At 42.1% G+C, this 22,557-nt stretch carries 23 protein-coding genes; 12 read left to right on the top strand and 11 right to left on the bottom strand.

The genetic code is table 11. The features are described from left to right. Positions 1 to 25: 25 nt before the first annotated feature. From catA to B6N13_RS04890, 4 genes are all read right to left on the bottom strand, one after another. On the bottom strand, positions 26 to 943 hold the full coding sequence (gene catA / locus B6N13_RS04875) for a catechol 1,2-dioxygenase (RefSeq protein WP_100187570.1): 918 nt from the start codon (positions 941 to 943) through the stop codon (positions 26 to 28). Positions 944 to 1,013: 70 nt separating this feature from the next. Continuing rightward, positions 1,014 to 1,292, bottom strand: coding sequence for a muconolactone Delta-isomerase (catC, locus tag B6N13_RS04880; protein WP_012070723.1), 279 nt, complete (start codon positions 1,290 to 1,292; stop codon positions 1,014 to 1,016). Between the two features lie 36 nt (positions 1,293 to 1,328). Then, positions 1,329 to 2,447: a muconate/chloromuconate family cycloisomerase gene (locus B6N13_RS04885; protein WP_169458664.1), complete on the bottom strand. Its 1,119-nt coding sequence runs from the start codon at positions 2,445 to 2,447 to the stop codon at positions 1,329 to 1,331. Positions 2,448 to 2,690: 243 nt separating this feature from the next. Beyond that, positions 2,691 to 3,692, bottom strand: a complete 1,002-nt coding sequence (locus tag B6N13_RS04890) for a DctP family TRAP transporter solute-binding subunit (protein ID WP_169458665.1) — start codon at positions 3,690 to 3,692, stop codon at positions 2,691 to 2,693. A 186-nt stretch (positions 3,693 to 3,878) separates the two neighbouring features. Between B6N13_RS04890 and B6N13_RS04895 the strand changes: the two genes are divergently transcribed. After that, positions 3,879 to 4,781, top strand: a complete 903-nt coding sequence (locus B6N13_RS04895) for a LysR family transcriptional regulator (protein WP_169458739.1) — start codon at positions 3,879 to 3,881, stop codon at positions 4,779 to 4,781. 19 nt (positions 4,782 to 4,800) lie between these two features. Here B6N13_RS04895 and B6N13_RS04900 read toward each other — a convergent pair whose 3' ends face one another. Then, entirely contained in the window at positions 4,801 to 5,601 is an 801-nt protein-coding gene (locus tag B6N13_RS04900) for an IclR family transcriptional regulator C-terminal domain-containing protein (protein WP_012070727.1), read from the bottom strand. Positions 5,602 to 5,786: 185 nt separating this feature from the next. On the opposite strand from B6N13_RS04900, the gene B6N13_RS04905 reads away from it, so the two are divergent. The 5 genes from B6N13_RS04905 to B6N13_RS04925 all read left to right on the top strand — a co-directional run bounded on the left by B6N13_RS04905 (position 5,787) and on the right by B6N13_RS04925 (position 10,626). Next, complete coding sequence (locus B6N13_RS04905) at positions 5,787 to 6,602, top strand: CoA transferase subunit A (RefSeq protein ID WP_012070728.1); 816 nt, start codon at positions 5,787 to 5,789, stop codon at positions 6,600 to 6,602. A gap of 1 nt (position 6,603) precedes the next feature. Next, entirely contained in the window at positions 6,604 to 7,437 is an 834-nt protein-coding gene (locus tag B6N13_RS04910; RefSeq protein WP_169458666.1) for a CoA-transferase subunit beta, read from the top strand. Then, a complete protein-coding gene (gene pcaF / locus B6N13_RS04915) occupies positions 7,434 to 8,645 on the top strand; it encodes a 3-oxoadipyl-CoA thiolase (RefSeq protein ID WP_169458667.1) in 1,212 nt (403 codons plus the stop codon). The genes B6N13_RS04910 and pcaF overlap by 4 nt, the downstream gene beginning before the upstream one ends. Beyond that, complete coding sequence (locus B6N13_RS04920) at positions 8,645 to 9,415, top strand: alpha/beta fold hydrolase (RefSeq protein WP_169458668.1); 771 nt, start codon at positions 8,645 to 8,647, stop codon at positions 9,413 to 9,415. The genes pcaF and B6N13_RS04920 overlap by 1 nt, the downstream gene beginning before the upstream one ends. A gap of 248 nt (positions 9,416 to 9,663) precedes the next feature. Then, on the top strand, positions 9,664 to 10,626 hold the full coding sequence (locus B6N13_RS04925) for an AraC family transcriptional regulator (protein WP_169458669.1): 963 nt from the start codon (positions 9,664 to 9,666) through the stop codon (positions 10,624 to 10,626). 51 nt (positions 10,627 to 10,677) lie between these two features. On the opposite strand, the gene B6N13_RS04930 is transcribed toward B6N13_RS04925, so the two are convergent. The 6 genes from B6N13_RS04930 to B6N13_RS04955 all read right to left on the bottom strand — a co-directional run bounded on the left by B6N13_RS04930 (position 10,678) and on the right by B6N13_RS04955 (position 16,257). Further along, positions 10,678 to 11,487, bottom strand: a complete 810-nt coding sequence (locus tag B6N13_RS04930) for an IclR family transcriptional regulator (protein WP_169458670.1) — start codon at positions 11,485 to 11,487, stop codon at positions 10,678 to 10,680. A 195-nt stretch (positions 11,488 to 11,682) separates the two neighbouring features. Beyond that, a complete protein-coding gene (locus tag B6N13_RS04935) occupies positions 11,683 to 12,393 on the bottom strand; it encodes an ABC transporter ATP-binding protein (protein ID WP_100187541.1) in 711 nt (236 codons plus the stop codon). Further along, on the bottom strand, positions 12,393 to 13,154 hold the full coding sequence (locus B6N13_RS04940; protein WP_072838224.1) for an ABC transporter ATP-binding protein: 762 nt from the start codon (positions 13,152 to 13,154) through the stop codon (positions 12,393 to 12,395). Before B6N13_RS04940 ends, B6N13_RS04935 begins: the two co-directional genes overlap by 1 nt. Next, on the bottom strand, positions 13,144 to 14,112 hold the full coding sequence (locus B6N13_RS04945; RefSeq protein ID WP_100187543.1) for a branched-chain amino acid ABC transporter permease: 969 nt from the start codon (positions 14,110 to 14,112) through the stop codon (positions 13,144 to 13,146). Before B6N13_RS04945 ends, B6N13_RS04940 begins: the two co-directional genes overlap by 11 nt. A 15-nt stretch (positions 14,113 to 14,127) precedes the next feature. Then, positions 14,128 to 14,991, bottom strand: a complete 864-nt coding sequence (locus tag B6N13_RS04950; protein ID WP_169458671.1) for a branched-chain amino acid ABC transporter permease — start codon at positions 14,989 to 14,991, stop codon at positions 14,128 to 14,130. 90 nt (positions 14,992 to 15,081) lie between these two features. Next, positions 15,082 to 16,257: an ABC transporter substrate-binding protein gene (locus B6N13_RS04955; RefSeq protein WP_169458672.1), complete on the bottom strand. Its 1,176-nt coding sequence runs from the start codon at positions 16,255 to 16,257 to the stop codon at positions 15,082 to 15,084. A gap of 218 nt (positions 16,258 to 16,475) precedes the next feature. On the opposite strand from B6N13_RS04955, the gene B6N13_RS04960 reads away from it, so the two are divergent. From B6N13_RS04960 to B6N13_RS04985, 6 genes are all read left to right on the top strand, one after another. After that, complete coding sequence (locus B6N13_RS04960; protein WP_169458673.1) at positions 16,476 to 18,017, top strand: methyl-accepting chemotaxis protein; 1,542 nt, start codon at positions 16,476 to 16,478, stop codon at positions 18,015 to 18,017. A gap of 258 nt (positions 18,018 to 18,275) precedes the next feature. Continuing rightward, on the top strand, positions 18,276 to 19,622 hold the full coding sequence (gene benA / locus B6N13_RS04965) for a benzoate 1,2-dioxygenase large subunit (protein ID WP_169458674.1): 1,347 nt from the start codon (positions 18,276 to 18,278) through the stop codon (positions 19,620 to 19,622). Between the two features lie 10 nt (positions 19,623 to 19,632). Beyond that, entirely contained in the window at positions 19,633 to 20,127 is a 495-nt protein-coding gene (gene benB, locus B6N13_RS04970; RefSeq protein ID WP_169458675.1) for a benzoate 1,2-dioxygenase small subunit, read from the top strand. 102 nt (positions 20,128 to 20,229) lie between these two features. Continuing rightward, a complete protein-coding gene (gene benC / locus B6N13_RS04975) occupies positions 20,230 to 21,246 on the top strand; it encodes a benzoate 1,2-dioxygenase electron transfer component BenC (RefSeq protein WP_169458676.1) in 1,017 nt (338 codons plus the stop codon). Between the two features lie 11 nt (positions 21,247 to 21,257). Beyond that, a complete protein-coding gene (locus tag B6N13_RS04980) occupies positions 21,258 to 22,043 on the top strand; it encodes a 1,6-dihydroxycyclohexa-2,4-diene-1-carboxylate dehydrogenase (RefSeq protein ID WP_072838232.1) in 786 nt (261 codons plus the stop codon). Positions 22,044 to 22,129: 86 nt separating this feature from the next. Continuing rightward, complete coding sequence (locus B6N13_RS04985; protein ID WP_169458677.1) at positions 22,130 to 22,522, top strand: RidA family protein; 393 nt, start codon at positions 22,130 to 22,132, stop codon at positions 22,520 to 22,522. The last annotated feature ends 35 nt before the right edge of the window (positions 22,523 to 22,557 follow it).

Raw genomic sequence — 22,557 nt, forward strand, 5'->3', positions numbered from 1 at the left:
GATTTTCGTTAACAGCTAATTAGTGTTAAGCAACTGACGCACGTGCACGAGTATGCTTATCTGCTAATTCTGCTTTGTCCGTTTTAAGGATTTCAACATTGAATTCAACGTCCAAATATTCGCTGTCAAAGCCGTGTGCATTGTCACTCTTTGGTGTTGCGTCAACAACCAATTCATTACGAGTGGCAAAAGCGAAGTCATCGTAAGTGTATGCATCACCCGCCAAGTTAATCTGTGTTGTTAGATGCTTGTAGCCTGGTTTAGATACAAAGTAATGAATATGAGCTGGACGGTTACCGTGACGGCCAAGGCTCTGAAGTACTTTAATGGTATTACCTTCTGGTGGAACGCCGTAGCCGTTTGGCACGATACTACGAGCACGGTAGCAACCGTCTGCATCCGTAATCACTCTACGACGTAGATTGAATTCACTTTGTGTTGGGTCAAAATAAGAGTAACCACCTTTAGAGTCTGCATGCCAAAGGTCAACAACAGCACCCGCTACAGGTTTGCCATCTTCATCCACCACTTTACCGTGAAGCCACATGCCTTGGCCTGGAGATTGACCATCATCCATGCGCGTTTCACCCTCAGAAATTGGTGCATTCTCTACATATAGAGGGCCTTCAATAGTACGTGGTGTACCACCTGCTAGACCTGCTGCTTCATCTTTCGCATCTTCACGAATATCTAAGAAGTGATCAAAACCTAAACCTGGTGCAAGCAAAACGGCTTCTTTCGTCGTACCAAGGTCATTTAGATAGTTCACACCCTGCCAAAATTCATCTGGTGTAATATCTAGATCTTCAATCATCTTATAGATATCTGACACTAAACGAAAAATGATTTCCTTCATACGTGGGTTGCCTTGTTCTTTGTCCAAGCCAGCCACTTTTTTCAATAACGTTTGTACTGCTTCTGTTTGAATTGTTTTAACAGTCATTTTAATCTCTCCGCTTTTGTGTGCCATAACAGCACTTTTATTAAATTTATTTTTATTTAAAAAGTTAGAGCTATTTAATAGACGATGGATGCTGACATAAGGCTGTCACTTCCATCGTCATAAATGGGTATAAAGGCAAGCCAGTAAGGATTTCATGCAAGTGAGCATTATCTTTTACGTCAAAGATACTCACATTAGAATACTGTCCCACGACACGCCACAAGTGCACCCAAATACCAGCTTTTTGTAATTCTTGTGAATAGTTTTTTTCCTTCAATTTGATTGCATCTGCCTCTGCAACCGGAAGGTCTTTGGGAATATTCACCGTCATTTCAACTTTAAAAAGCATGTTCATTTCCTCATGATTGTTTGCGTTGGTGCTGTGTTATTTGCGTCGATAAAGCGCAAGCTTTTCTTCGTCTATTTCAATGCCTAAACCTGGTGCATCCGGGACATCTACCCCATTGTTATGGTAGCGAAGCGGCTGTTTGATAATGTCATCTTGCAAAAGAAGAGGACCAAACATTTCACTGCCCCAATGCAATTTAGGTAAAGTTGACCAAGCATGAATAGACGCCGCGGTGCCAATGGAACCTTCTAATAAAGTACCACCATATAACCCCATACCAGATGCAGAGGAAACGGTAGCGGCATAAAGCGCCTCAATAGGCCCACCTGCTTTGGCAATTTTCAAAGCGATACCGCCATTAAAACCACGTTGAGCAAGCTGGAAAACGTCTGAAGCATCAGCGACACCTTCATCCGCTAGGATAGGAATAGTAAATTTTTGCGACAGTCGAACTAAAGCATCCCATTCTTTTGCTGGGGTTGGTTGCTCAACTAAATCCACACCTGCTTCTTGAAGTGCGGCCATGCCTTTTGTAGCCGTTGCCTCATCCCACGCTTGGTTTACGTCAACTCGCACACTCGCACTATTGCCCAATGCTGCTTTGATAGCCGCCACATGAGCAACATCATCATTAACATGTCGAGAACCAATTTTAAGTTTGAAGTCGCAGTGACGACCGCTAGCGATCAGTGCTTTTGCTTCTGCAATGTCTTTATCTGTATCGCCAGAGGCCAATACCCATAGACATGGAATATGTTGGTGAATAGCACCACCCAACAAGGTGGAGACAGGAACGCCTAGATGTTTGCCTTGTAAATCCAACAACGCAGTTTGTAAGGCCGATTTGGCAATCATATTGCCTCGTACGGACAGGCTTAAACGTTGAACAAGCAGCTTTATGCTATGAAGCGGCTGACCGATAAGCAAAGGGGCAAGGTAGGTATCAATGTTCATTTTAATGCTTTCTGGGCTTTCAGGACCATAGGCCAAACCGCCAATAGTCGTGCCCTCGCCTAAGCCTTCACGACCTTGATCATCTTTGATACGAACAATCACCATGGTTTGCACGGCCATAGACGTCATAGATAATTTATGAGGGCGAATCGTGGGAATATCCACAAGCATTGTTTCAATATGGGTAATTTTCGATGTCATGCTAAGGTGCGTCCGTTTATTGTTTTTTCTTACACTAGACCCACTCTAAACAGAGGACAAATATCAATTTAGTTCTTAGCAATACTTTTTAGGTATTACTGCTATCAAATGTGGCAATGGCCATAACCTTCATGATGCTAATGTAATTATCATTAGCGATAAAAAAAGAACCCCCAATGTTGTTTGTCCAACTATTGGGGGTCACTTCAAAATAGGCGCTTTTTTAATCAGCCAACGAATACATCAAGCACCCGCGGCGGTTTCAATCAAACCTTTACCTATCGAACCTTCAAACTCTTTCCATATCGGAGCCATGGTATTGACCCATTCCGCTCGTTGTTCCGGTGTTAAAGTATTTATTTTTCCACCAGCACGAAGGATATTCTCGCGATTCACCGCATCTTTTTCTTTTACTAGCTTGTTGGCTGATTCCGTTGCCCTGTCCACCAGACCTAAAAATTGTGTGCGATCGTCATCAGACAGACTGTTTAAAAAATCGCTCGAAGTGACAAACAAATAAGCGAGAACTTGATGGTTGGTTTCGGTAACACTGTCTTGTACTTCGTAAAACTTTTGCGTGTAAATATTTGACCAAGTATTTTCCTGACCATCGACCACGCCCGTTTGCAAAGCACCATAAACTTCGGAGAATGCTATGACTTGTGGCGAAGCCCCCATAGCTCTGATCATTTCTTTTGCAATTGTGGACGATTGGACACGAATTTTTAACCCTTTGGCATCACTTGGCACAAGCAAAGGTTTGTTCGCGGTAAAGTATTTCATACCTGACATCCAATAACCTAAACCAACAAAACCGGCGGAATCTTCCATAACATGAAGTAAATCTTTAGCTTCTGGCGTTTTTGTAAAGCGGATAATCTGGTCGAGATCTTTGAACAAAAACGGTAAATCAAATACGGCGTATTTATCTGTAAAGGCACCAAACTTTGCAATAGAAGGCGCTAATAATTGAACATCACCTAAAAGCAAGGCCTCCAGCTCTTTTGAATCACCAAAGAGAGTGGAATTTGGATACACCTCAACACACAATCGACCATTCATTTCACGATTGACGTTTGCGGCAAACTCATTAATCAAAATGACTTTAGGATGTGTTGTGCCTCCAGTAACATGGCTAAATTTAACAACTCGCTCTCCAGGATCACATTCAGAAGCTTGAAGAAAACCACTGAATAAAGAAGAGCACAGCGCTAGAGTAGTAAAACAGGAAGATAATTTTTTCATTACGAATAACCTATTTTTATAATTATTATTTGCTGGATCAAATGATGTGACGTAAGTTGCTTACTGCCTCATGCAAATGATTATGCTAGAAGTGTATGTTCCATTATTTTTAGTTGCTCTACGTTAAACTCTGCAGATACAGAGAACCAATATCAAATAAGTTGTTAGTAATACCTTGGAGGTATGATGGAGTTAAGACATCTACGTTATTTCTGCGCTGTTGCCGAGGAGAAAAACCTAACCCGTGCTGCTGAAAAGCTCTTTATTGCTCAACCGCCATTAACAAGACAGATAAAGCAGTTGGAAGAAGATGTTGGTGCGCAACTTTTCGATCGTCACTCTAGAGGATTAACACTGACCCCTGCGGGAAAATACTTTTGGGAACAAGCAAAACAAATGCTAGCCAAAGCCGATATGGTTATTGAAAATACCCGCCGCATAGCTGAAGAGCAAAAAGCAGTATTCAGTATTGGATTTGTACCTTCGGTATTTTATGGTCAATTGCCGTCACTGGTTAGGGATTTACGCCAACAAACTAACGCGAATATTTTTCTGCACGATCTAAAAACAGGCGAACAAATCGAAGCGTTAAAGACAGGTAAAATTGACATTGGTTTTGGACGCTTAATAATCCCTGATGAACAAGTTGAACAGACCATCTTGTTCCAAGAACCCTTGTTAGTTGCATTACATGTCGGGCACCCGCTCCTTAAAAAAGGGGAACCGACTCTGGAAGAACTAGCGAAGATGCCAATGATCTTGTATCCGGCAGGCCAAGCTGCCACTCCTACCTTCGCGGACATTTGCACTTCCTTGTTTACCAGCCGAGGACTAACAACCAAGGTGACTCAACAGGTAAATGACCTGCAAACAGCGTTGGGATTAGTTGCTTCTGAAATGGGATTTGCTCTGGTGTCCGAACAAGTAAGGCATTTTGGACGAGATGATGTTGTATTCATTCCTTTGCAGGATAAATCCATCACCTGTCCAGTTATTCTTAGTCGTAGAAAAGAGCCTATGGACTCCATTACAGCGCTGGCCGTTAAGATCCTCAAAAATCTGGTTGTGAATCATCAAAACAGTTTATGACTATTAATGAAGACCGAGATTATTTGGTGTGCAAACGAATTTGTTCTGCTACTTCTCGCAGCACAGGTAAGTATTCTTCTACCAAAGTTTGGTGACTGACTCGCGATGCATTAGTACTGAGATTAATCGCCCCAAGCAAGGATCCATCAAACGTGAATGCTGGAACAGCCAACGAACGTAGACCAAGATCTAGCTCCTGATCAACTATGCAGAAATTCTGTTCAGCGACTTGTTTAAGCATCTGCTCAAAAACAGGCTTATCGACAATACTAAGCTGAGTAAACGCCTCAAGAGAAACATTTTTGAGCCATTCTTTTTGTTCTTCTGGTGGCAACTTAGCAACCAACATACGACCCATAGAAGTATAAGCAGCAGGCAATCGTGTTCCAGCACTTAAAGCTATCGACATCAAACGATGGGCTGCTGGCGAACGAACCACATACATGATGTCTTGTTGATCAAGCACGGCAAGAGACGAAGATTCCCCCAGCTGTGCGGTGATGTCATGCAGATAATGCTCAACCACATTGAGATGATCATTACTGGCATTATAGGCGTAGCTGAGCGCCAACACTTTAGGCGTTAACGTAAACTGTCGCCCTTCCCGCTTAATGTATCCAAGCGCATGCAGGGTTAACAAAAAACGTCGAGCTTTTGCTCTGTCCATTCCTGTTTGCTCAGCCACTTCCGACAGCGTCATTTCCTTATGCTGTGGATCAAATGCCATGATGACATCCAGTCCTGACGCCAATGCACCTACATAATCTCTATGGTCCGGTGACAGCTTTTCCTCATTCATACCCAGTTTACTCATTGCCATTAATAACCCCGCCATTATTTATGATTCGTTACAGGCTAGCTAGAGGGAAGAGACTTTTCCTCACATTTTTTATCTAAATACGGATAAAAAAAACAAATACAAAATTTTGACTTGACCATTAATCCTAGATTGATCTATCTTGTTCGTATTGCAAACTTAAATTCGTATAACGAACAGGATACATTATGACGAAGTTTATGACACTTAAAGACGCTGTCGCTACTTATGTAAAAGATGGTGACTCCATTGCACTTGAAGGCTTCACACACCTAATCCCCTTCGCCGCAGGGCACGAAATTATTCGTCAAAAGCGACGTAACTTGTCTCTCATTCGTATGACACCAGATCTTATCTATGACCAATTGGTAGGCGCGGGCTGTGTTCGAAAATTAACTTTTTCTTGGGGCGGAAACCCTGGTGTTGGATCGCTTCATCGGGTTCGTGATGCCATAGAAAATGATTACCCTTGCGCGCTAGAAACGGTTGAACACAGTCATGCAGCTATGGCGAATGCATATGAAGCTGGCGCAGCAGGTCTGCCATTGGCCGTTTTTCGCGGTTACGTGGGCAGTGAGTTACCACTCGTCAACAAAGAAATTGCATCCATAATTTGCCCTTTTACTGGCGAGCAGTTAGCAGCCATTCCCGCCATTAAACCTGATGTGGGTATTATTCATGCGCAAAAAGCTGATCGCGCAGGCAATGTACTTATCGAAGGAATTATTGGTGTTCAAAAAGAAGTTGTTCTATCAGCCAAACGCAGCATTGTCACTGTAGAAGAAATTGTCGATAACTTGGAAGTCACGCCAAACGCTTGCGTCTTACCAGCATGGACAATTGACGCTATTGCTGTTGCACCAGAAGGCGCGAAACCTTCTTATACGCTTGGCTATTACGACCGAGACAACAACTATTACAAACAATGGGACAACATCAGTCGCGACAGAGACAGCTTCAACCAATGGTTAGAATCCCATGTGTTTGGCCAAGGAGATGTTTAATATGACAACACATAACGATACGACTCAATATACTTCTGCTGAAATGATGACCATCACAGCAGCACGCGCCTTGACTAATAATATGACCTGCTTTGTGGGGATTGGTTTACCTAGCGAAGCCGCTAACGTAGCACGTTTGACTCATGCTCCTGATGTTACCTTGATTTACGAATCTGGCACTTTGCAAACCAAACCGGATGTGTTGCCTTTGTCCATTGGCGATGGTGAACTGTGTGAGTCTGCTCTCACCACCGTATCCGTGCCAGAAATGTTCCGTTATTGGCTACAAGGTGGCCACATCGATGTTGGCTTTTTAGGGACAGCACAGATCGACCGTTTTGCTAATTTGAATACCACGGTTATTGCAGCTAATCACCCTGAAGGCGGCAAAAACGGCGCTCACAGTTATGCAAATCCAAGAGTCCGTTTACCGGGTGGTGGCGGTGCGCCGGAAATTTCTACCAATGCCAAAGAAGTCTTTATTACAGTTAAGCACTCAAAACGTACCTTTGTAAAAGATGTGGATTTCATCACTACAATTGGTTTTGGCCGTGATGGCAAGGGCAGAGATAATTTACCAAATATCGGTCGTGGCCCAAGCGTGGTTATTACGGATTTATGTATTTTAAAACCTGACCCAACGACCAAAGAGCTGATTGTCACCAGCTTGCATCCAGGTACAACAAAAGAAGACGTCATTGAAGCAACTGGCTGGGAAATTAAATTCGCCGATGCGCTTGAAACCACTCCAATGCCAAGCGAAAAAGAACTGCACGTATTACGCGAATTAAAAGCACGAACTGAAAAAGCACACAGTGCCCAGGAGGCAATATGAGCTCTGTTTACATCTGTCACCCTAAACGCTCAGCCGTTGGCCGTTATGCAGGCTCCCTTGCGGCCGTTCGCCCAGACGACATGTTAGCTCAAGTCATTCAAGCGGTGCTAAGTGATGCACCAGATCTTGATCCAGCGGCCATTGACGATGCTATTTTTGGTTGTGCCAATCAATCAGGTGAAGACAATCGTAACGTGGCGCGCATGGCTACGCTACTTTCTGGCATGCCTTATAGCGTGTCTGCCACAACGATGAACCGTTTATGCGGATCAGGTATGGATGCTGTTGGTACCGCATTTCGAGCCATTCAAGCCGGTGAAGCTGAATTAATATTGGCTGGCGGCGTTGAGTCCATGTCTCGTGCTCCATTTGTTATGGGCAAACCAAGCGCAGCGTTTGATAGACAGCAGACATTAGAAGACACCACTATGGGCTGGCGTTTTATTAATCCAGTCTTAAAGTCATTGTATGGCACTGAATCCATGCCTGAAACGGCGGAAAACATTGCTGAGCGCTACAAAATAACGCGCCAACAACAAGATTTATTCGCTTTGCGTTCTCAACAAAAAGCCAAAGAGGCACAAGATGAAGGCCGCTTCGCCGAAGAAATAACCCCGATTACGATCAAGCCAAAACGTGGTAATCCAATCATCGTCGATCAAGACGAGCATTTGCGTCCTGATACCACCTTGGAAGATTTAGCAAAACTCAGAGCGCCGTTTCGAGACAATGGCTCAGTAACAGCAGGCAATGCATCCGGTATAAACGACGGTGCTGCTGCAATGTTGATTGCCAGTAAAGCAGCGGTCGAGAAACACAAACTAGAACCTTTAGCGAAAATTATTGGTATGGCAACGGCTGGCGTTGAACCGACAGTGATGGGCATGGGACCTGTTCCCGCCGTACAAAAATTGCTAAAACGCACTGGCCTTACTCTTGCCGACATGGATGTGATCGAATTAAATGAAGCCTTTGCGGTACAAGGGTTAGCTTGTATACAAGAGTTGGGACTTTCACCGGAAGATGCACGCATTAACCCAAATGGCGGCGCGATTGCCCTTGGGCATCCATTAGGTATGTCAGGTGCTCGTCTATTACAATCCGCCGCTATGCAGTTAAAACGCACAGGCGGACGCTATGCTATTTGCACCATGTGTATTGGCGTCGGACAAGGCATTGCCATGCTAATCGAACGGAGCGATATTTAATGAAGAAGCTATTTTTTACACTTGAAGGCGATAGTAATAAGCCCACTATCGTGCTTGGTCACCCTTTGGGAATGAACAGCCGAGTTTGGGATGGTGTTGTTCCAGAGTTATTGAAACAGTTTCGCGTTATTCGCTGGGATCTTCCTGGACACGGACTAAGCCCTGCCCTTGATTCAAATTCTTCACCATTAACAGCGAATGCTTTGGTTGATCCATTAATTGAAAAATGCGATGAACTTGGTATTAAGCAGTTTCACTATGTGGGTACATCCATTGGCGGCATGATTGGTCAACAATTAGTGACTCAATATCCTGAGCGTTTATTGAGTGCGACCTTAACCAATACTGGGGCAAAAATTGGCAGCAAAGATGCGTGGCTAACCCGCCAACAGGACGTTATGGCATTGGGGTTGAAGAGTATGGCTGCAACCTTAGTATTACGTTGGTTTAGTGAGCACAGCATGCAAAATAAACCTGCTTTGGCAAGCTACTGGCAAGAACAGCTCGCCAACGTCGATGACTTCAGCTACGGCGCACTCTGTGCTTGGCTTGGTAATATGGATCTCACCGATACATTGGGGCCAAGTTCACTACCGATACAATTAATCTGTGGTGAAAAAGACGTCGCAACGACGCCAGAGCTGATGGGAACTCTCGCTTCGTTGCTACAAGTCGACAAGCTAGAAGTTATCAATCAGATTGGTCATGTTCCATCAGTGGAATCGCCAGATCAACTCACCAGTCTACTTAAAAACTTTATCTCTCAGTAACCTACTCTGCGTGATCCATGCTTCAGCTTAAGAGCGTTAGGATAATGCTCTTAAGCTAATAAATGATTACCACTATAAGCTTTTACGGCTGCTGTGCACGCCAATAAAGTGTTAAAAATAAACTCGAAATACTCATTTATAACTCGTTAAGAAACTAAAAATATTGACTGAAAATTAGGCGTTGCCAGCCTCACAAAGTTCACCTAATATAAACAAACTAATAATAATTACAAAAATGGTCGTCAACTATGTTTACTAATGCCCTAAGCAATGCAGTTATTTTTAATCAGGCTCATCCGCTAGAAGTATCAGATTACATAAACAGCCACATTGGACATCATACTTTGCTGTCTGAGTCTGTTAAGGATTCAGATGAATTCTGCTCTCAACTAAAACATCGAGATTTTGCCGAATTAGGATTATCTTCAATCCATTATGGTAACGAAGTTAAAATTCACTGTGCTGATTTAAATGACATTTACCACTTTCAAGTCGTCACTCATGGTCAATGTTGCTGGCAATTTGAAGAAGAGTCTTTATTGCTAAAGCCAGGCCAAGCTTTGATGATGAATCCACACGAAAAAATGGATATTTCATATTCAGCAGATTGTGAAAAAATCATTGTCAAAGTTCCACAAGCCTTTATCAGAGATTTGTGTCTGGAGCAAAACAGGGTTATTTCAAGCGCTGGAATTTTATTTGAAAGGAAGGTTATTGAATTAGATAAGTCTTTGGGGTTTCTTAGCTTGATGGGAGCTATTTTACACGAAGCAAATGACGCTGAGCTCGATTTATTGCAAATGCAATTACCTTATCGCGACCTACTTATTCGCAAGCTATTTCAACAATTCGACAATAATACCCCTGCCATCTTAGACTCAGACTTGAACGATCGCAATTTCAATGCATTACTCAAATATATTGAAGAAAATATCAAAGAGGATATTGATGTAGAAGAGTTAGCTAATGTGGCCCATATCAGTATCCGAAAAGTCTACAACCTATTCGCCAAGCACTACCACATCACTCCAAAAGTCTTCATCAAGCAATCTAAGCTTAAACACTTAAGAAAAGAAATTATCATGAATAGTGACATACGTAACGTCACAGAGATTGCGCTGGATTATGGTTTTTCCCACCTTGGACGCTTTTCGTCTGATTACCGAAAAATGTTCGCAGAATTGCCTTCGGAAACACTAAAGCGTCGATAAATAAAATCCGTGGATAAGGAAGGGATTTCCATTCCACGGCAAAAAAAGGGGTTAAAAAGAAGCTCCACCACATATTTCTTCAGTCACTTTATTCGCGTACTCTTTGACCAATCTTGGGTATAAGCTATTTACTTTAGTGCAACAGTCATTAGCCATTCCCATTAGGCTTATAACAGAAGAGACATTGCCATTGATATCATAAATACCACTACCAATTACATTGATATCCGGTAGGAAATCGCCAGAAAATGTACAAAGATTGCTTTCTTTGATTGCATCTAAATGTTCGTTAAAGGCTTCTTGATTCAGCGGCTTTCCCTGAAAGCGAGGTTTTGCAGGTAAATCGAAATAAAAGTCCTCAACCAGTTTTAATCGTCTAACCAAAGGCAGATTGGCTAAAAAAATACGCCCCGATACAGAAAAAAATGGCGAAAGTTCTGTGCCTAATCTCACATTCACTGCAATTTGCTGACTCGCATCTAACCATTTAATAACCAATGGCGCGTGACCATTCCAAATAGTCACAGACACTGTTTTATCCGTTTCTTCAGATAAACGCTCCACAGCTTCCAACGCTTGCTTGATTGGATCTATTTTTTTAATTGATGCAATGCCTAAGGTCAAACTGGCCTTTCCCAAAGCATATTGACTGCCATTTATTTGAGTGATGTATTCCATTCTCAATAGACTAACAAGATACTTATGCAAGCGGCTTGGTGAGTGAGACAGCTGATCAGATAAGCTTTTTAAAGTCGGAGGCTTAGGAGATTGAGCAATAATATTTAGAATTCTTAAACCAATTTCCAAAGAACCAATTCCTTGACGCGTACTATCTTGTTTTATTTCCGTTGTCTCAGACATCCGATATACACCTATAAAAACATAAAAGCAGTACTGTCATGACAAAAAAGCGTGTAAACGCTTGGCTCTAAGAGCCAGAGTCCCATAAATTAGATTACCGTTAATAGAACAATCTACAGCGCGTTCCTTGTCATGCGTAACTTAAACACATCAGTATAATCATATTGTCTGACTGACAGAAGACGGATAAAGCCATTACACGCCTAAATAGCCTTCAACTTGGGCTAAGTTAGATTGTAGTTGCTCTGCGTCAAGGTTCATTACGACTTTCCCCTTCACAAGTACCACATGACGATCACAAAGCTTTTGCAAAACTTGAATGTTCTTGTCGACAATAATGGTCGATATACCGCTTTCTTTTATCGTGCGGATCACTTCCCAAATTTCTTTGCGAATGAGTGGCGCAAGCCCTTCTGTTGCTTCATCTAAAATCAACAATTCTGGGTTGGTCACTAGAGCTCGCCCTATCGCTAACATTTGCTGCTCACCACCAGATAATTGTGTGCCTAAATTTGAAAGTCGTTCTTTTAGACGTGGAAACGTATCAAGTACGCGATCATAGTCCCAAGTTTTTTCGCCTTGGTTATTCGCACGAGCTGCCACCTGCAAGTGCTCTTTAACCGTTAAGTTATGAAACATTCCTCGACCTTCTGGGACATAAGCAATGTCTCGTTTCATCCGCTGCCAAGTGGCTAAATTGGTAATGTTCTCACCCTTAAACGAAACCGTGCCGCTTCTAGGTGTCACTAGCCCCAAAATAGACTTCAAGGTGGTGGTTTTTCCCATGCCATTTCGCCCCATCAAACTAAGGGCTTGGCCTGAATCTAACGAAAAGCTAACACCGTGTAACACATGGCTTTCACCATACAAGCTATGAAGACTTTTTACTTCCAATAGATTACTCATCAATACACCTCATCGCCTTGCCCAAGATAAGCTTCTTTTACACGCGGATCATCTCTTACTTCATCCACACTTCCTGTTACCAAATGCTGCCCGTCAACCATCACAGTCAATTGATCCGATAACTCAAAAATGGCATCCATATCGTGCTCAACTAAAACAATGCAATACTCTTTTTTTAGACGACTAAGTAAATCGATAATTAACTGTGACTCTTCATGCCCCATACCGGCCATCGGTTCATCAAGCAATAAAACCTCTGGCGAAGTTGCTAATACCATTGCGATCTCAAGCTGCCTTTGCTCACCATAACTTATCTGCGATGCGATATGATCGCGTCGCTGTCCAAGCCCTACTTTTTCCAAAGCTTGCGTGGCAATCTCGTCGAGCATTTTCTGAGAATATCGTGAACGAAAGAAATTAAAGCTGCCGCCCATCAATCGCTGTACAGCCACGCTACAATTTTCTAGACACGTCGAATTGCTATAAATATTGGTTTTTTGAAAGCTTCGTCCAATGCCACGACGAGCAAATTCATAAGGCTTTATAGAGCTAATCGATTCACCTCGATGAAGGATCTTGCCACTTGTCGGTTTATAATGACCACATAGCATATTCAATAGCGTGCTTTTTCCTGCGCCATTTGGGCCGACGATACCGTGCAGCTGGTTATCATGAAACGCTAAAGACAGATCATCTAAAGCCTTCAATCCACCCCAGTATTTGCATAAACCTTCTGTTTCTAGAATGACATTATTTTCCATCACGTTTCTCCAAAAGATCCTCTAAGAAGCCAGCAATCCCCTTCTTAAATACCATCACCATCAAAATAATCAGCCCTCCCATAAAGAGCAGCCAATGTTCGGTTAAATGCTCTAATGAATAATGCAAACCTTCATATACCAACGTTCCTAAAATCGCCCCATAGATACTGCCCATTCCACCTAAAATCGACATAACAAGTGCGGTACCCGAGGTTGTCCAAGACAACATCGAAGGATTTACAAAGCCGTACTGTAAAGTAAATAAATACCCAGCGTAGGCACCCAACGCTGACGCAACTACATAACTCACTAAACGGTAGATAAAAATGTTGTAACCTAGCGCCACAGTACGCCCAGGATTCGCATGAATTGCATCCACAAGACGACCAAATCGAGAACGAATTAGAACTTTAAAAAAGAGCAAAGTATTAAACAAAGAAAGCAAACAGAGGTAATAAAAGTGTGTTGGATTATCCAGATCAAATAAGCTTAATCCAAATATGCTGGTCTCAGGCTTAACATAAACAAAGACGCCATCAGTACCACCAAAATCAATGGAGTCAGAAAAGTAATAAAAAGTCATTTGTGCAAACGCGAGGGTAATCATAATCATATAAATGCCATTAGTACGTAACACTAAAAAACCAATAACAAAGGCGACCGTGGCAGAAATCGCACAAATATAAAAAGTATATATCCAAAAATTAACCGCTTCGTACTCAGGCGCTATCATCACAAAAATATAGCCACCTAAGCCATAAAACATAGCGTGCCCCAATGTAATCAATCCACACTTGCCCACAAGATAATCTAGTGACATGACAAATATTGATAAAATCATGATGGTCGTTAGCTTATTAACGTAATACTCATTTTGCTCAAGAAACATCGGCATTAACAAAGCTAAAGGGAAAAATATCCATACAAACAGCCGCTCGGCCCGTTTATTTAACAACATAACCACATCTCCAAATTAAGAAGAAAACAAACCTTGAGGCTTTAATAAAAGAATGAAGGCCATGAAAATATAAATCATCATGCTAGAAAGCTCGGGGACTAAAACCGATGCAAACGTATCTACCAGCCCTACCATCAGTGCACCAATGAATGCGCCTTTAATCGATCCCATTCCGCCAATAACTACCACCACAAAACAGGTGATCAAGATATGCTCGCCCATACCCGGAACAATAGAGCTAATCGGCGCCGCCACCACACCTGCCACAGCAGACAACATCACCCCAATCGCAAAGACAATGGTATAAAGTCGGCTAATATCTATTCCTAAACATTCGACCATTTCCCGATTAGATTCACCTGCACGAATTAACATCCCTAACCGTGTTTTACTGATTACGTAATACATAACACCCGCAACTACGACACAGAATACAGCGACGAAAATGCGATAAACCGGATACTCAATAATTCCAGCAAGAGGAATAGAGGCAGACAATGCTTGCGGCACATCTACGCCTAAAGGGTCATTACCCCACAACAGTCCCTGCAGCGCGTTAAAGACAAAAATCATGCCTATTGTGAGTAAAACCTGATCAAGATGATTACGGCGATATAACTGACGAATCAGTGTCCGCTCGACTATAAAGCCGATTAATAAGGCAATGACGGCTGAAATCACCGCACTAAAAGCAAAGCTGCCCGTTTGCTGAACAAAATACCAAGCAAGATAAGCTCCCACCATAAACATAGAGCCATGAGCCAAATTCAAAATACCCATGACGCCAAACACTAACGTGAGACCAGAAGCGATCAAAAAGAGTAACAGCCCATACTGAAGACCATTGATCAGCTGCACGATAAAAAGTGTGCTATCCATTAGAAAACCTACGACGTTAAGAAGAAAAAATTCGCTTCTTTAGACAACTATCAAAATGCAATCTAAAGAAGCGCAAACAACCAGAGAAACTTACATTGAACAACCGCGGGCCGGATCTTCAAGAGCAGAAGCTGCTAGTTTCACTACTTGGTTTTCACCATTTTCAACACGACGAAGATAAATATTTTGAATTGGATTGTGGGCTTTAGAGAAAGTGAAGTCACCGCGAGGGCTTTTCACCTTAGTGTTTTCTAGGGCGTGGATCAGCGCTTTCTGATCACTGATATCACCATTAAGTGCTTTTACTGCACTGGCAATCATCAGACCTGTATCGTAACCCTGTACAGCGTATAAATCTGACGGCTTACCGAACTTGTCGGCATAATCACGTCGGAATGTTTGATTTTCTTCATTTTTAAGAGGATCTGCATAATGAAGCGTAGTAAGTATGCCTTCAGCAGAATCACCTTGAGCCTCAAGCGTTCCCTCCGTTAAGAAACCAGCACCAAGCAATGGAATTTTTCCTTTCAAGCCCATCGCATCATAGTCTTTAACAAACTTCACCGCTCCGCCACCTGCGAAAAACACAAAGACAGCATCTGGTTGAATAGACCCAATTTCAGATAAATAAGATTGGAATTCAGTTTTAGGGAAAGGGACCAGCATTTTTTTAACTATTTCGCCCCCACCTGACGTAAAGGACTCTTCAAATGCATCAAGACTTTCTTGGCCAAAACCGTAGTTCCAACTTAAAGTCACAACTTTTTTGAAGCCTTTTTCTAAAGCAACTTTACCCATTGGATAAGAAGGCTGCCAAGCGGAAAAAGAAGTACGGAAAATATTAGGCGCACATAGTGGCCCTGTTGCTGCATTTACCCCAGCATTCGGAATAATCATAATCGTATCTTTACCTTTCAATACTTTGATCATCCCCATCGCAACACCTGAATGCACCGGACCAATAATAAAATCGGCATGAGATTTATTTAACAAGGAATTCGCTATTTCAGGAGCTCGAGAAGGTTTTGCCTCCGTATCCATTTCAATGAATTCAATTGTACGCCCCTGCAGATCCGCAGCGTGTTCTTGTAAAGCCATTTTCAGTCCATTTCTAGTAGCTTCACCTAAACCACCATAGACACCACTAAATGGCAACATGACGCCAACCTTAATAGGATCCTGCTCGGCAGCAACCAGAGCGGTGCTGAGACTTACCAGTGACAATCCCAATAAAGCAGTATTCAGAATCTTATTTTTATTTTTCATTCTAGGCCTCTACATAGCATTTATTAATAAACGTTATCGATTAAAGAGAAGGCCAAGCAATAACAATAGCCAATAGATGCAGAACTATGTCCAAAAAATGCAACTAGACAAAAATTCACATTTATTAAATTTGGAAATTTATATTACAAAGTATTGCGATTTGATTAACGACTAAGCTAAGGTGAAAAAAAATAAAAACGACCTTATCGAGAATATCTATGTCTAAAATTAACGTCCTTACTCCTGTACTTTGTGTTGTGCTTTGCTTCTTTTTGGGTATCAATTTGGCCACAAATGAAGCGTCATCTTTGCTGATGCAAATGACATTTGGATTAGCCATCATTTTAATTTTTTTATCTATTTACCCATTAAAATCAAACATTCAATCACGATCTCGAAATCCACCGGACGACTTAAAAGAAATGACTACAGCCTTATCCAATGGAGATTTCACAGTAAAAATTGATAAAAAAAAGCTCACCGACAACAGCATTTCGGCGTCAATCAGTGCATTCTCTGATCGTCTAAAAAATACCTTAGTGTATCTCTCTGAAGGAACGGTCAATGTGTCTATATCCGCACAGTTACTGCAAAAGAACTCAGAAAATCTAGTTCACAATATTGATACTGTAGGCGACCAATTAACGACCTCAGCGGCCGCAAGTGAGGAACTGTCGGCCACCGCTTTAGATGTCGCACAAATCTGTAATATTGCTACCCAAAATGCAACGCAGGCCATGAAAGTGGCAGGTGAAGGACAAGAAACTATTCAGAAAAACCTCATGTCTATTAATAAAATTTCCGACATTATTAACCTCTGTGCAGCCACGATGAATAAGCTTAGTAAACGCAATGATGAGATTAATCAGATCGTAGAATTAATCAAAGGTATTGCTTCACAGACCAATTTATTAGCACTTAACGCGGCTATAGAGGCAGCAAGAGCTGGCGAACATGGACGGGGCTTTGCTGTTGTCTCTGACGAGGTTCGTAAGCTCGCCACAGAAACAGCTAATGCTACTGAACAAATAAGCCAAACAGTAGGCGCAATGCAATCTGAACTACAAAATGCATTAACGAACATGTCCGCAAGTGAACAAGCTACTCAGCAAGCAAAACAGGAAGCGACTTTTTCAGAGCAAGCTTTAAAAAACATTGTTGAACAAATAGAGCAAGTAGAAAAAGAGGTACAAAACATTAATCACACCACGACCGAACAAAAAAATACCGCCGTCGGGCTTTCTGAAACTTTGCAGCACATTGTTTCAGCAATGGACGAAAGTCGTAAAGATGTACATTCAAACCTCAGTGCGGTTACCAAGCTTTCTAATTTCTCTAAACTTGCCAAAGCGACTATTGGCGAATTCCGCCTTTTCCATCCAGAAGATGCTGAAAACTTACTTAACAAAGCCTATGAGCACATAGAAAAACACGGGGAAGAAAAAGCCTTCTGTGATTTTGCGGATCCTAATGGCGGCTTCATTTATGGTGAACTATTTATCGTTGCTATTACCTTTAGTGGTGAAGTATTAGCGTACGGAGCAAACCCAGAGTTAGTAGGTAAAAACCTTTATAATGCCAAAGATGCTGACGGACAATTAATGGTACAAGACATGATAAAGGTTGCAAAATCAGAAGCTAAGTCATACCAGTTTCGATTTGTAAATCCACAGACAGACCAAGTTACTAGTAAACTTCTCTATATTAAAAAGTTAAGAAATAATGCCTTTATGGGCTGTGGTGTCTATTTAAATGATTAATTTGATGGACAAAATACCACCTTTATCTAACTAACGTTTACTCCTACCACCCTCATATGACTATCTGGCTGCTTTCCACTTCCAATGAAAGCAGCTTTTTTTAGATCTTAGCTATTCCCCCTACTTCTATCGATAACATCAGAAAAGTCCTTCTTATCTAAGTGTTTTTTTGCAGATAAAGGATAAAGAAAAACACAAGCTGGATAGTGACTAATAGTCTCAAAGCCTAATCTGTTTATAAATCAGGAGGGCATTACAATGCATAACGAACTCATTACAAAAATAAAAAGTATGATGGAAGTCGATACGGACAAAGGTCTTTATCGAGCTCGTCGAGATATGTTTACCGATCCAGAACTGTTTGACCTTGAAATGAAACACATTTTTGAAGGCAACTGGATCTATCTGGCTCATGAAAGCCAAATCCCTAATAAGAATGATTTTTTCACCGGTTATATGGGCCGCCAACCCATTTTTATTACTCGCAACAAAGACGACGAACTAAATTGTTTTATTAATGCTTGTAGCCACAGAGGCGCAATGCTTTGCCGTACGAAAAAAGGTAACAAGTCAGTGATGACCTGCCCTTTCCATGGCTGGAGCTTTAACAACTCAGGCAAGCTTATTAAGGTGAAAGACGCCACAGACGCTGGCTATCCTTCTTCCTTTAACTGTGATGGCTCTCATAATCTTAAGAAAGTTGCTCGTTTTGAATCCTATCGAGGCTTCTTATTTGGCAGTATCAATTCTGATGTTAAACCACTTACAGAACATCTAGGCGAAGCGGCAAAAATAATAGATATGATTGTCGACCAATCACCACAAGGTTTAGAGGTGTTAAGAGGCTCTTCCACTTATGTTTATGATGGCAACTGGAAAGTTCAAGCCGAGAATGGTGCAGATGGTTATCATGTATCTTCCGTGCATTGGAACTATGTCGCTACGACTGCGCGCCGCAAATTAGGTGCTGTTGCCGATGAAACCAAAGCCATGGACGCGAGCACTTGGAACAAACAACAAGGCGGTTTCTATGCTTTTGAACATGGTCATATTTTATTATGGATGCGCTGGCCTAACCCAGAGGATCGTCCATTAGCAGAACGTCGCGCTGAGCTAGAAAAAGACTTTGGTGTAGAGCGTGCCGACTGGATGATCTCTAACCTTCGTAATTTATGCTTATACCCTAATGTCTTTTTGATGGATCAATTCAGCTCTCAAATTCGTGTCTTCCGTCCTATCTCCGTCAACAAAACCGAAGTGACTATCTATTGCATTGCACCTAAAGGTGAAAGTGATGTAGCTCGTGCTCAACGTATTCGCCAATACGAAGATTTCTTTAACGCTTCAGGCATGGCAACACCAGACGATTTAGAAGAGTTTCGTTCTTGCCAAGAAGGTTTTCTTGGTACTGATCTTCCTTGGAATGATCTTTCTCGTGGCGCTGAACACTGGGTGCAAGGCCCAGATGAAGCCGCTCAAAAGATACATTTAACCCCTCTTTTAAGTGGTAGGAAATCTGAAGATGAAGGTCTATTCAAAGTCCAGCATCAATATTGGGTAGACGCGATGACAAACGCCCTTCAAAAAGATAAAGAGCAGCAATAAGGAGCACACCATGACAATTCAATATGATGAAGTACGTAATTTCTTGTATGCCGAAGCTCGCTGTCTTGATGACAAAAAATGGGATGACTGGCTGACCTATTATCACCCTGATGTAGATTATTGGATGCCAAGTTGGGATGACGATGGTGAGCTTGTTACCGACCCGCACAGAGAAGTTTCTCTAATGTACTACGCCCACAAAGGTGGTCTAGAAGATCGTGTTTTTCGGATTAAAACCGAACGTTCCAGTGCATCAAGTCTACCTGAAGCCAGAACCAGTCACATGATCAGCAATATTGAGATCATGCAAAACTCGGAAGAAAGTACAGAGGTTCGCTACAACTGGAGCACAAACAGCTACAGATACAAAACAGTAGACACTTACTTTGGTACCACTTTTGTCACCTTAGTCAAAAATGCCGAAGGCCAAATACAAATCAAGCGTAAGAAAATCATCTTGGTAAATGATTACATCCACCACGTGATTGATGTTTACCACGTTTAGCTATGTTGTGTACTTCAAGTTAATTTCAGCCAACTAGATTTTTTCTTTTTAGATAACAGAATAATAAAAAGCCGCCCCAGAAAGGGGCTCAAGGTGATTTCTATGTATAAAGTCGCACTGAATTTTGAAGACGGTGTTACCCGTTTTGTGCAAACACTTCCGGGAGAAACGGTTGCTGACGCAGCTTATCGCTCTGGCTTAAACATCCCGATGGATTGCCGCGATGGTGCTTGTGGTACCTGCAAATGCAAATCTGAGTCTGGTCAATTTGAAATGGAAGGCTATATAGAAGACGCCTTATCAGATGAAGAAGCAGAAGCAGGAATGGTATTAACTTGCTGCATGCGATTAGAATCCGATTGCGCTATTTCGGTTCCGGCCTCTTCTGAAGTTTGTGTCCGCAGCCAACAAGAAGATGTAACAGGCACGATTTCCGATATTAACCGCCTATCGGATTCAACCCTCAGCTTTAGCATTGCGGGCGATCAGGTGAAGTCGATGAACTTCTTACCCGGCCAATATGTCAATGTCCATGTGCCAGGAACAGAGCAAAAACGCGCCTATTCTTTTAGCTCTCTAGTTCAAGAAAGCAATGACTCTGCATCCTTTCTAATACGCGTAGTGCCAAACGGCCTCATGAGCACGTTTATGACAGAAACAGCAAAGGTAGGTGACAATATCACCTTGAGTGGTCCATTTGGCAGCTTCTATTTACGTGATATCAAACGCCCAATTTTAATGCTAGCTGGAGGCACTGGATTAGCTCCTTTTCTTGCCATGCTAGAAAGAATTAAAGCCATAGGAACTAACCAACCAGTTCATCTCATCTATGGCGTTACCCATGATGCAGATTTAGTAGAAATAGAAAAACTAGAAGCCCTGACTGCAACAATAGAACAGGTCACTTTTAGCGCGTGTGTCGCTTCAGAAGAAAGTAGCTGGCCAAAAAAAGGCTATGTGACTCAACATATTACGCAGTCTCATTTGAATGATGGCGATCTGGATATATATCTATGTGGGCCGCCGCCTATGGTAGAAGCTGTGAGTCAATTCATGAAAGAAAAAAACATCACACCTGTTAATTTTTACTATGAAAAATTCGCCGCTAGCAGCCATTAAGGAAGAACAAAATGAGAGCACTACGTTTCGAAAATAAGGTGGCAGTTATTACAGGATCGGCACAAAGTATTGGTCGCCAAGTAGCGCTGCAAATGGCAAAGGAACATGCCACGTTAGTATTACTTGATCGATCAGAGCTAGTTTATGACGTAGCTGAAGAGGCTAAAGCCGCAGGCGCAAAAGATGTGTTAGTCATCATCGCTGATTTAGAGAAATTTACAGACAGTCACAACGCCATGGCCTCAGCTGTAGAGAAATTCGGCCGCATTGATATTTTGATCAACAATGTGGGTGGCACTATTTGGGCCAAACCGTTTGAGCACTATGAAGAAGCGCAAATTGAAGCAGAAATACGACGTTCACTCTTCCCTACTTTATGGTGTTGTCATGCAGTACTAGACACTATGCAAAAACAAAAATTTGGCAACATAGTCAATGTGTCTTCAATCGCTACTCGCAGTATAAACCGAGTTCCCTATGCTGCTGCTAAAGGAGGCGTTAACGCTATGACGGCCTCTTTAGCATTTGAAAATGCTAAATATGGCATTCGCGTTAACGCAGTGGCTCCAGGCGGTACAGACGTTGGTGAGCGAAAAATACCACGCAACCAAGAGGTTATGACAGAACAGGAAAAAGCTTGGTATCAAGAAATTGTCGACCAAACTATCGATTCATCATTAATGCATCGTTATAGCTCAACCGAAGAGCAAGCCAATGTTATTTTATTTTTCGCGAGTGACGAATCATCCTACCTCACAGGCACGCTTCTTCCCGTTGGCGGTGGTGATTTAGGTTAGTCCATTACAGCCAGTCATATTTCTGCTGGCTGGTTGTAACTCATTGCAAAAGTTATCCCTAACACAAACTTTGTAAGGTAATAAAAATGACAACTCGTAAAGCTATTGTACCTAAAGGCATGGAATTCGTTCGTGATGAAATCGGCTACGCTCCAGGCGTCTTAGTCGGTAATACTCTTTATATTGCTGGTCAAATCGGACGCAATTCAGAGCGACAACTCGTCGAAGACAAACGTCAACAATTCATTCAATGCTTTGAAAATATGAAAGCAGTATTAGACACAGCAAAGATGAGTTTTAACAATGTTGTCGAAGTCACCAGCTACCACACGGACATGAGGGACCTTCCGCTCTATATGGAAGTTCGTAATCTTTATTTTGGTGATTGTCTACCTGCTTGGACAGCTATTGGGGCGGCATCTCTGTGTGGTAGTCCTGGGTATTTCTTAGAAGTTAAGGCCATAGCTGTAAAAGAGTAACCGAAACAATAGGCTTTAGAAGTCCTGTGAAGGAG

It is taken from the genome of Marinomonas sp. UCMA 3892, from assembly GCF_012726345.1.
In the GTDB taxonomy this organism is placed as follows: Bacteria; Pseudomonadota; Gammaproteobacteria; order Pseudomonadales; family Marinomonadaceae; genus Marinomonas.

Bases quoted from the DNA above. Each gene is read 5' to 3' on its own strand.
- benC (WP_169458676.1), top strand. From the start codon at position 20,230: ATGTATAAAGTCGCACTGAATTTTGAAGACGGTGTTACCCGTTTTGTG.
- B6N13_RS04900 (WP_012070727.1), bottom strand. From the start codon at position 5,601: ATGGCAATGAGTAAACTGGGTATGAATGAGGAAAAGCTGTCACCGGAC.
- catA (WP_100187570.1), bottom strand. From the start codon at position 943: ATGACTGTTAAAACAATTCAAACAGAAGCAGTACAAACGTTATTGAAA.
- B6N13_RS04905 (WP_012070728.1), top strand. From the start codon at position 5,787: ATGACGAAGTTTATGACACTTAAAGACGCTGTCGCTACTTATGTAAAA.
- B6N13_RS04895 (WP_169458739.1), top strand. From the start codon at position 3,879: ATGGAGTTAAGACATCTACGTTATTTCTGCGCTGTTGCCGAGGAGAAA.
- pcaF (WP_169458667.1), top strand. From the start codon at position 7,434: ATGAGCTCTGTTTACATCTGTCACCCTAAACGCTCAGCCGTTGGCCGT.
- B6N13_RS04925 (WP_169458669.1), top strand. From the start codon at position 9,664: ATGTTTACTAATGCCCTAAGCAATGCAGTTATTTTTAATCAGGCTCAT.
- benA (WP_169458674.1), top strand. From the start codon at position 18,276: ATGCATAACGAACTCATTACAAAAATAAAAAGTATGATGGAAGTCGAT.
- B6N13_RS04950 (WP_169458671.1), bottom strand. From the start codon at position 14,991: ATGGATAGCACACTTTTTATCGTGCAGCTGATCAATGGTCTTCAGTAT.
- B6N13_RS04960 (WP_169458673.1), top strand. From the start codon at position 16,476: ATGTCTAAAATTAACGTCCTTACTCCTGTACTTTGTGTTGTGCTTTGC.
- B6N13_RS04930 (WP_169458670.1), bottom strand. From the start codon at position 11,487: ATGTCTGAGACAACGGAAATAAAACAAGATAGTACGCGTCAAGGAATT.
- B6N13_RS04980 (WP_072838232.1), top strand. From the start codon at position 21,258: ATGAGAGCACTACGTTTCGAAAATAAGGTGGCAGTTATTACAGGATCG.
- B6N13_RS04940 (WP_072838224.1), bottom strand. From the start codon at position 13,154: ATGGAAAATAATGTCATTCTAGAAACAGAAGGTTTATGCAAATACTGG.
- B6N13_RS04985 (WP_169458677.1), top strand. From the start codon at position 22,130: ATGACAACTCGTAAAGCTATTGTACCTAAAGGCATGGAATTCGTTCGT.
- B6N13_RS04910 (WP_169458666.1), top strand. From the start codon at position 6,604: ATGACAACACATAACGATACGACTCAATATACTTCTGCTGAAATGATG.
- B6N13_RS04920 (WP_169458668.1), top strand. From the start codon at position 8,645: ATGAAGAAGCTATTTTTTACACTTGAAGGCGATAGTAATAAGCCCACT.
- B6N13_RS04935 (WP_100187541.1), bottom strand. From the start codon at position 12,393: ATGAGTAATCTATTGGAAGTAAAAAGTCTTCATAGCTTGTATGGTGAA.
- B6N13_RS04945 (WP_100187543.1), bottom strand. From the start codon at position 14,112: ATGTTGTTAAATAAACGGGCCGAGCGGCTGTTTGTATGGATATTTTTC.
- catC (WP_012070723.1), bottom strand. From the start codon at position 1,292: ATGCTTTTTAAAGTTGAAATGACGGTGAATATTCCCAAAGACCTTCCG.
- benB (WP_169458675.1), top strand. From the start codon at position 19,633: ATGACAATTCAATATGATGAAGTACGTAATTTCTTGTATGCCGAAGCT.
- B6N13_RS04885 (WP_169458664.1), bottom strand. From the start codon at position 2,447: ATGACATCGAAAATTACCCATATTGAAACAATGCTTGTGGATATTCCC.
- B6N13_RS04955 (WP_169458672.1), bottom strand. From the start codon at position 16,257: ATGAAAAATAAAAATAAGATTCTGAATACTGCTTTATTGGGATTGTCA.
- B6N13_RS04890 (WP_169458665.1), bottom strand. From the start codon at position 3,692: ATGAAAAAATTATCTTCCTGTTTTACTACTCTAGCGCTGTGCTCTTCT.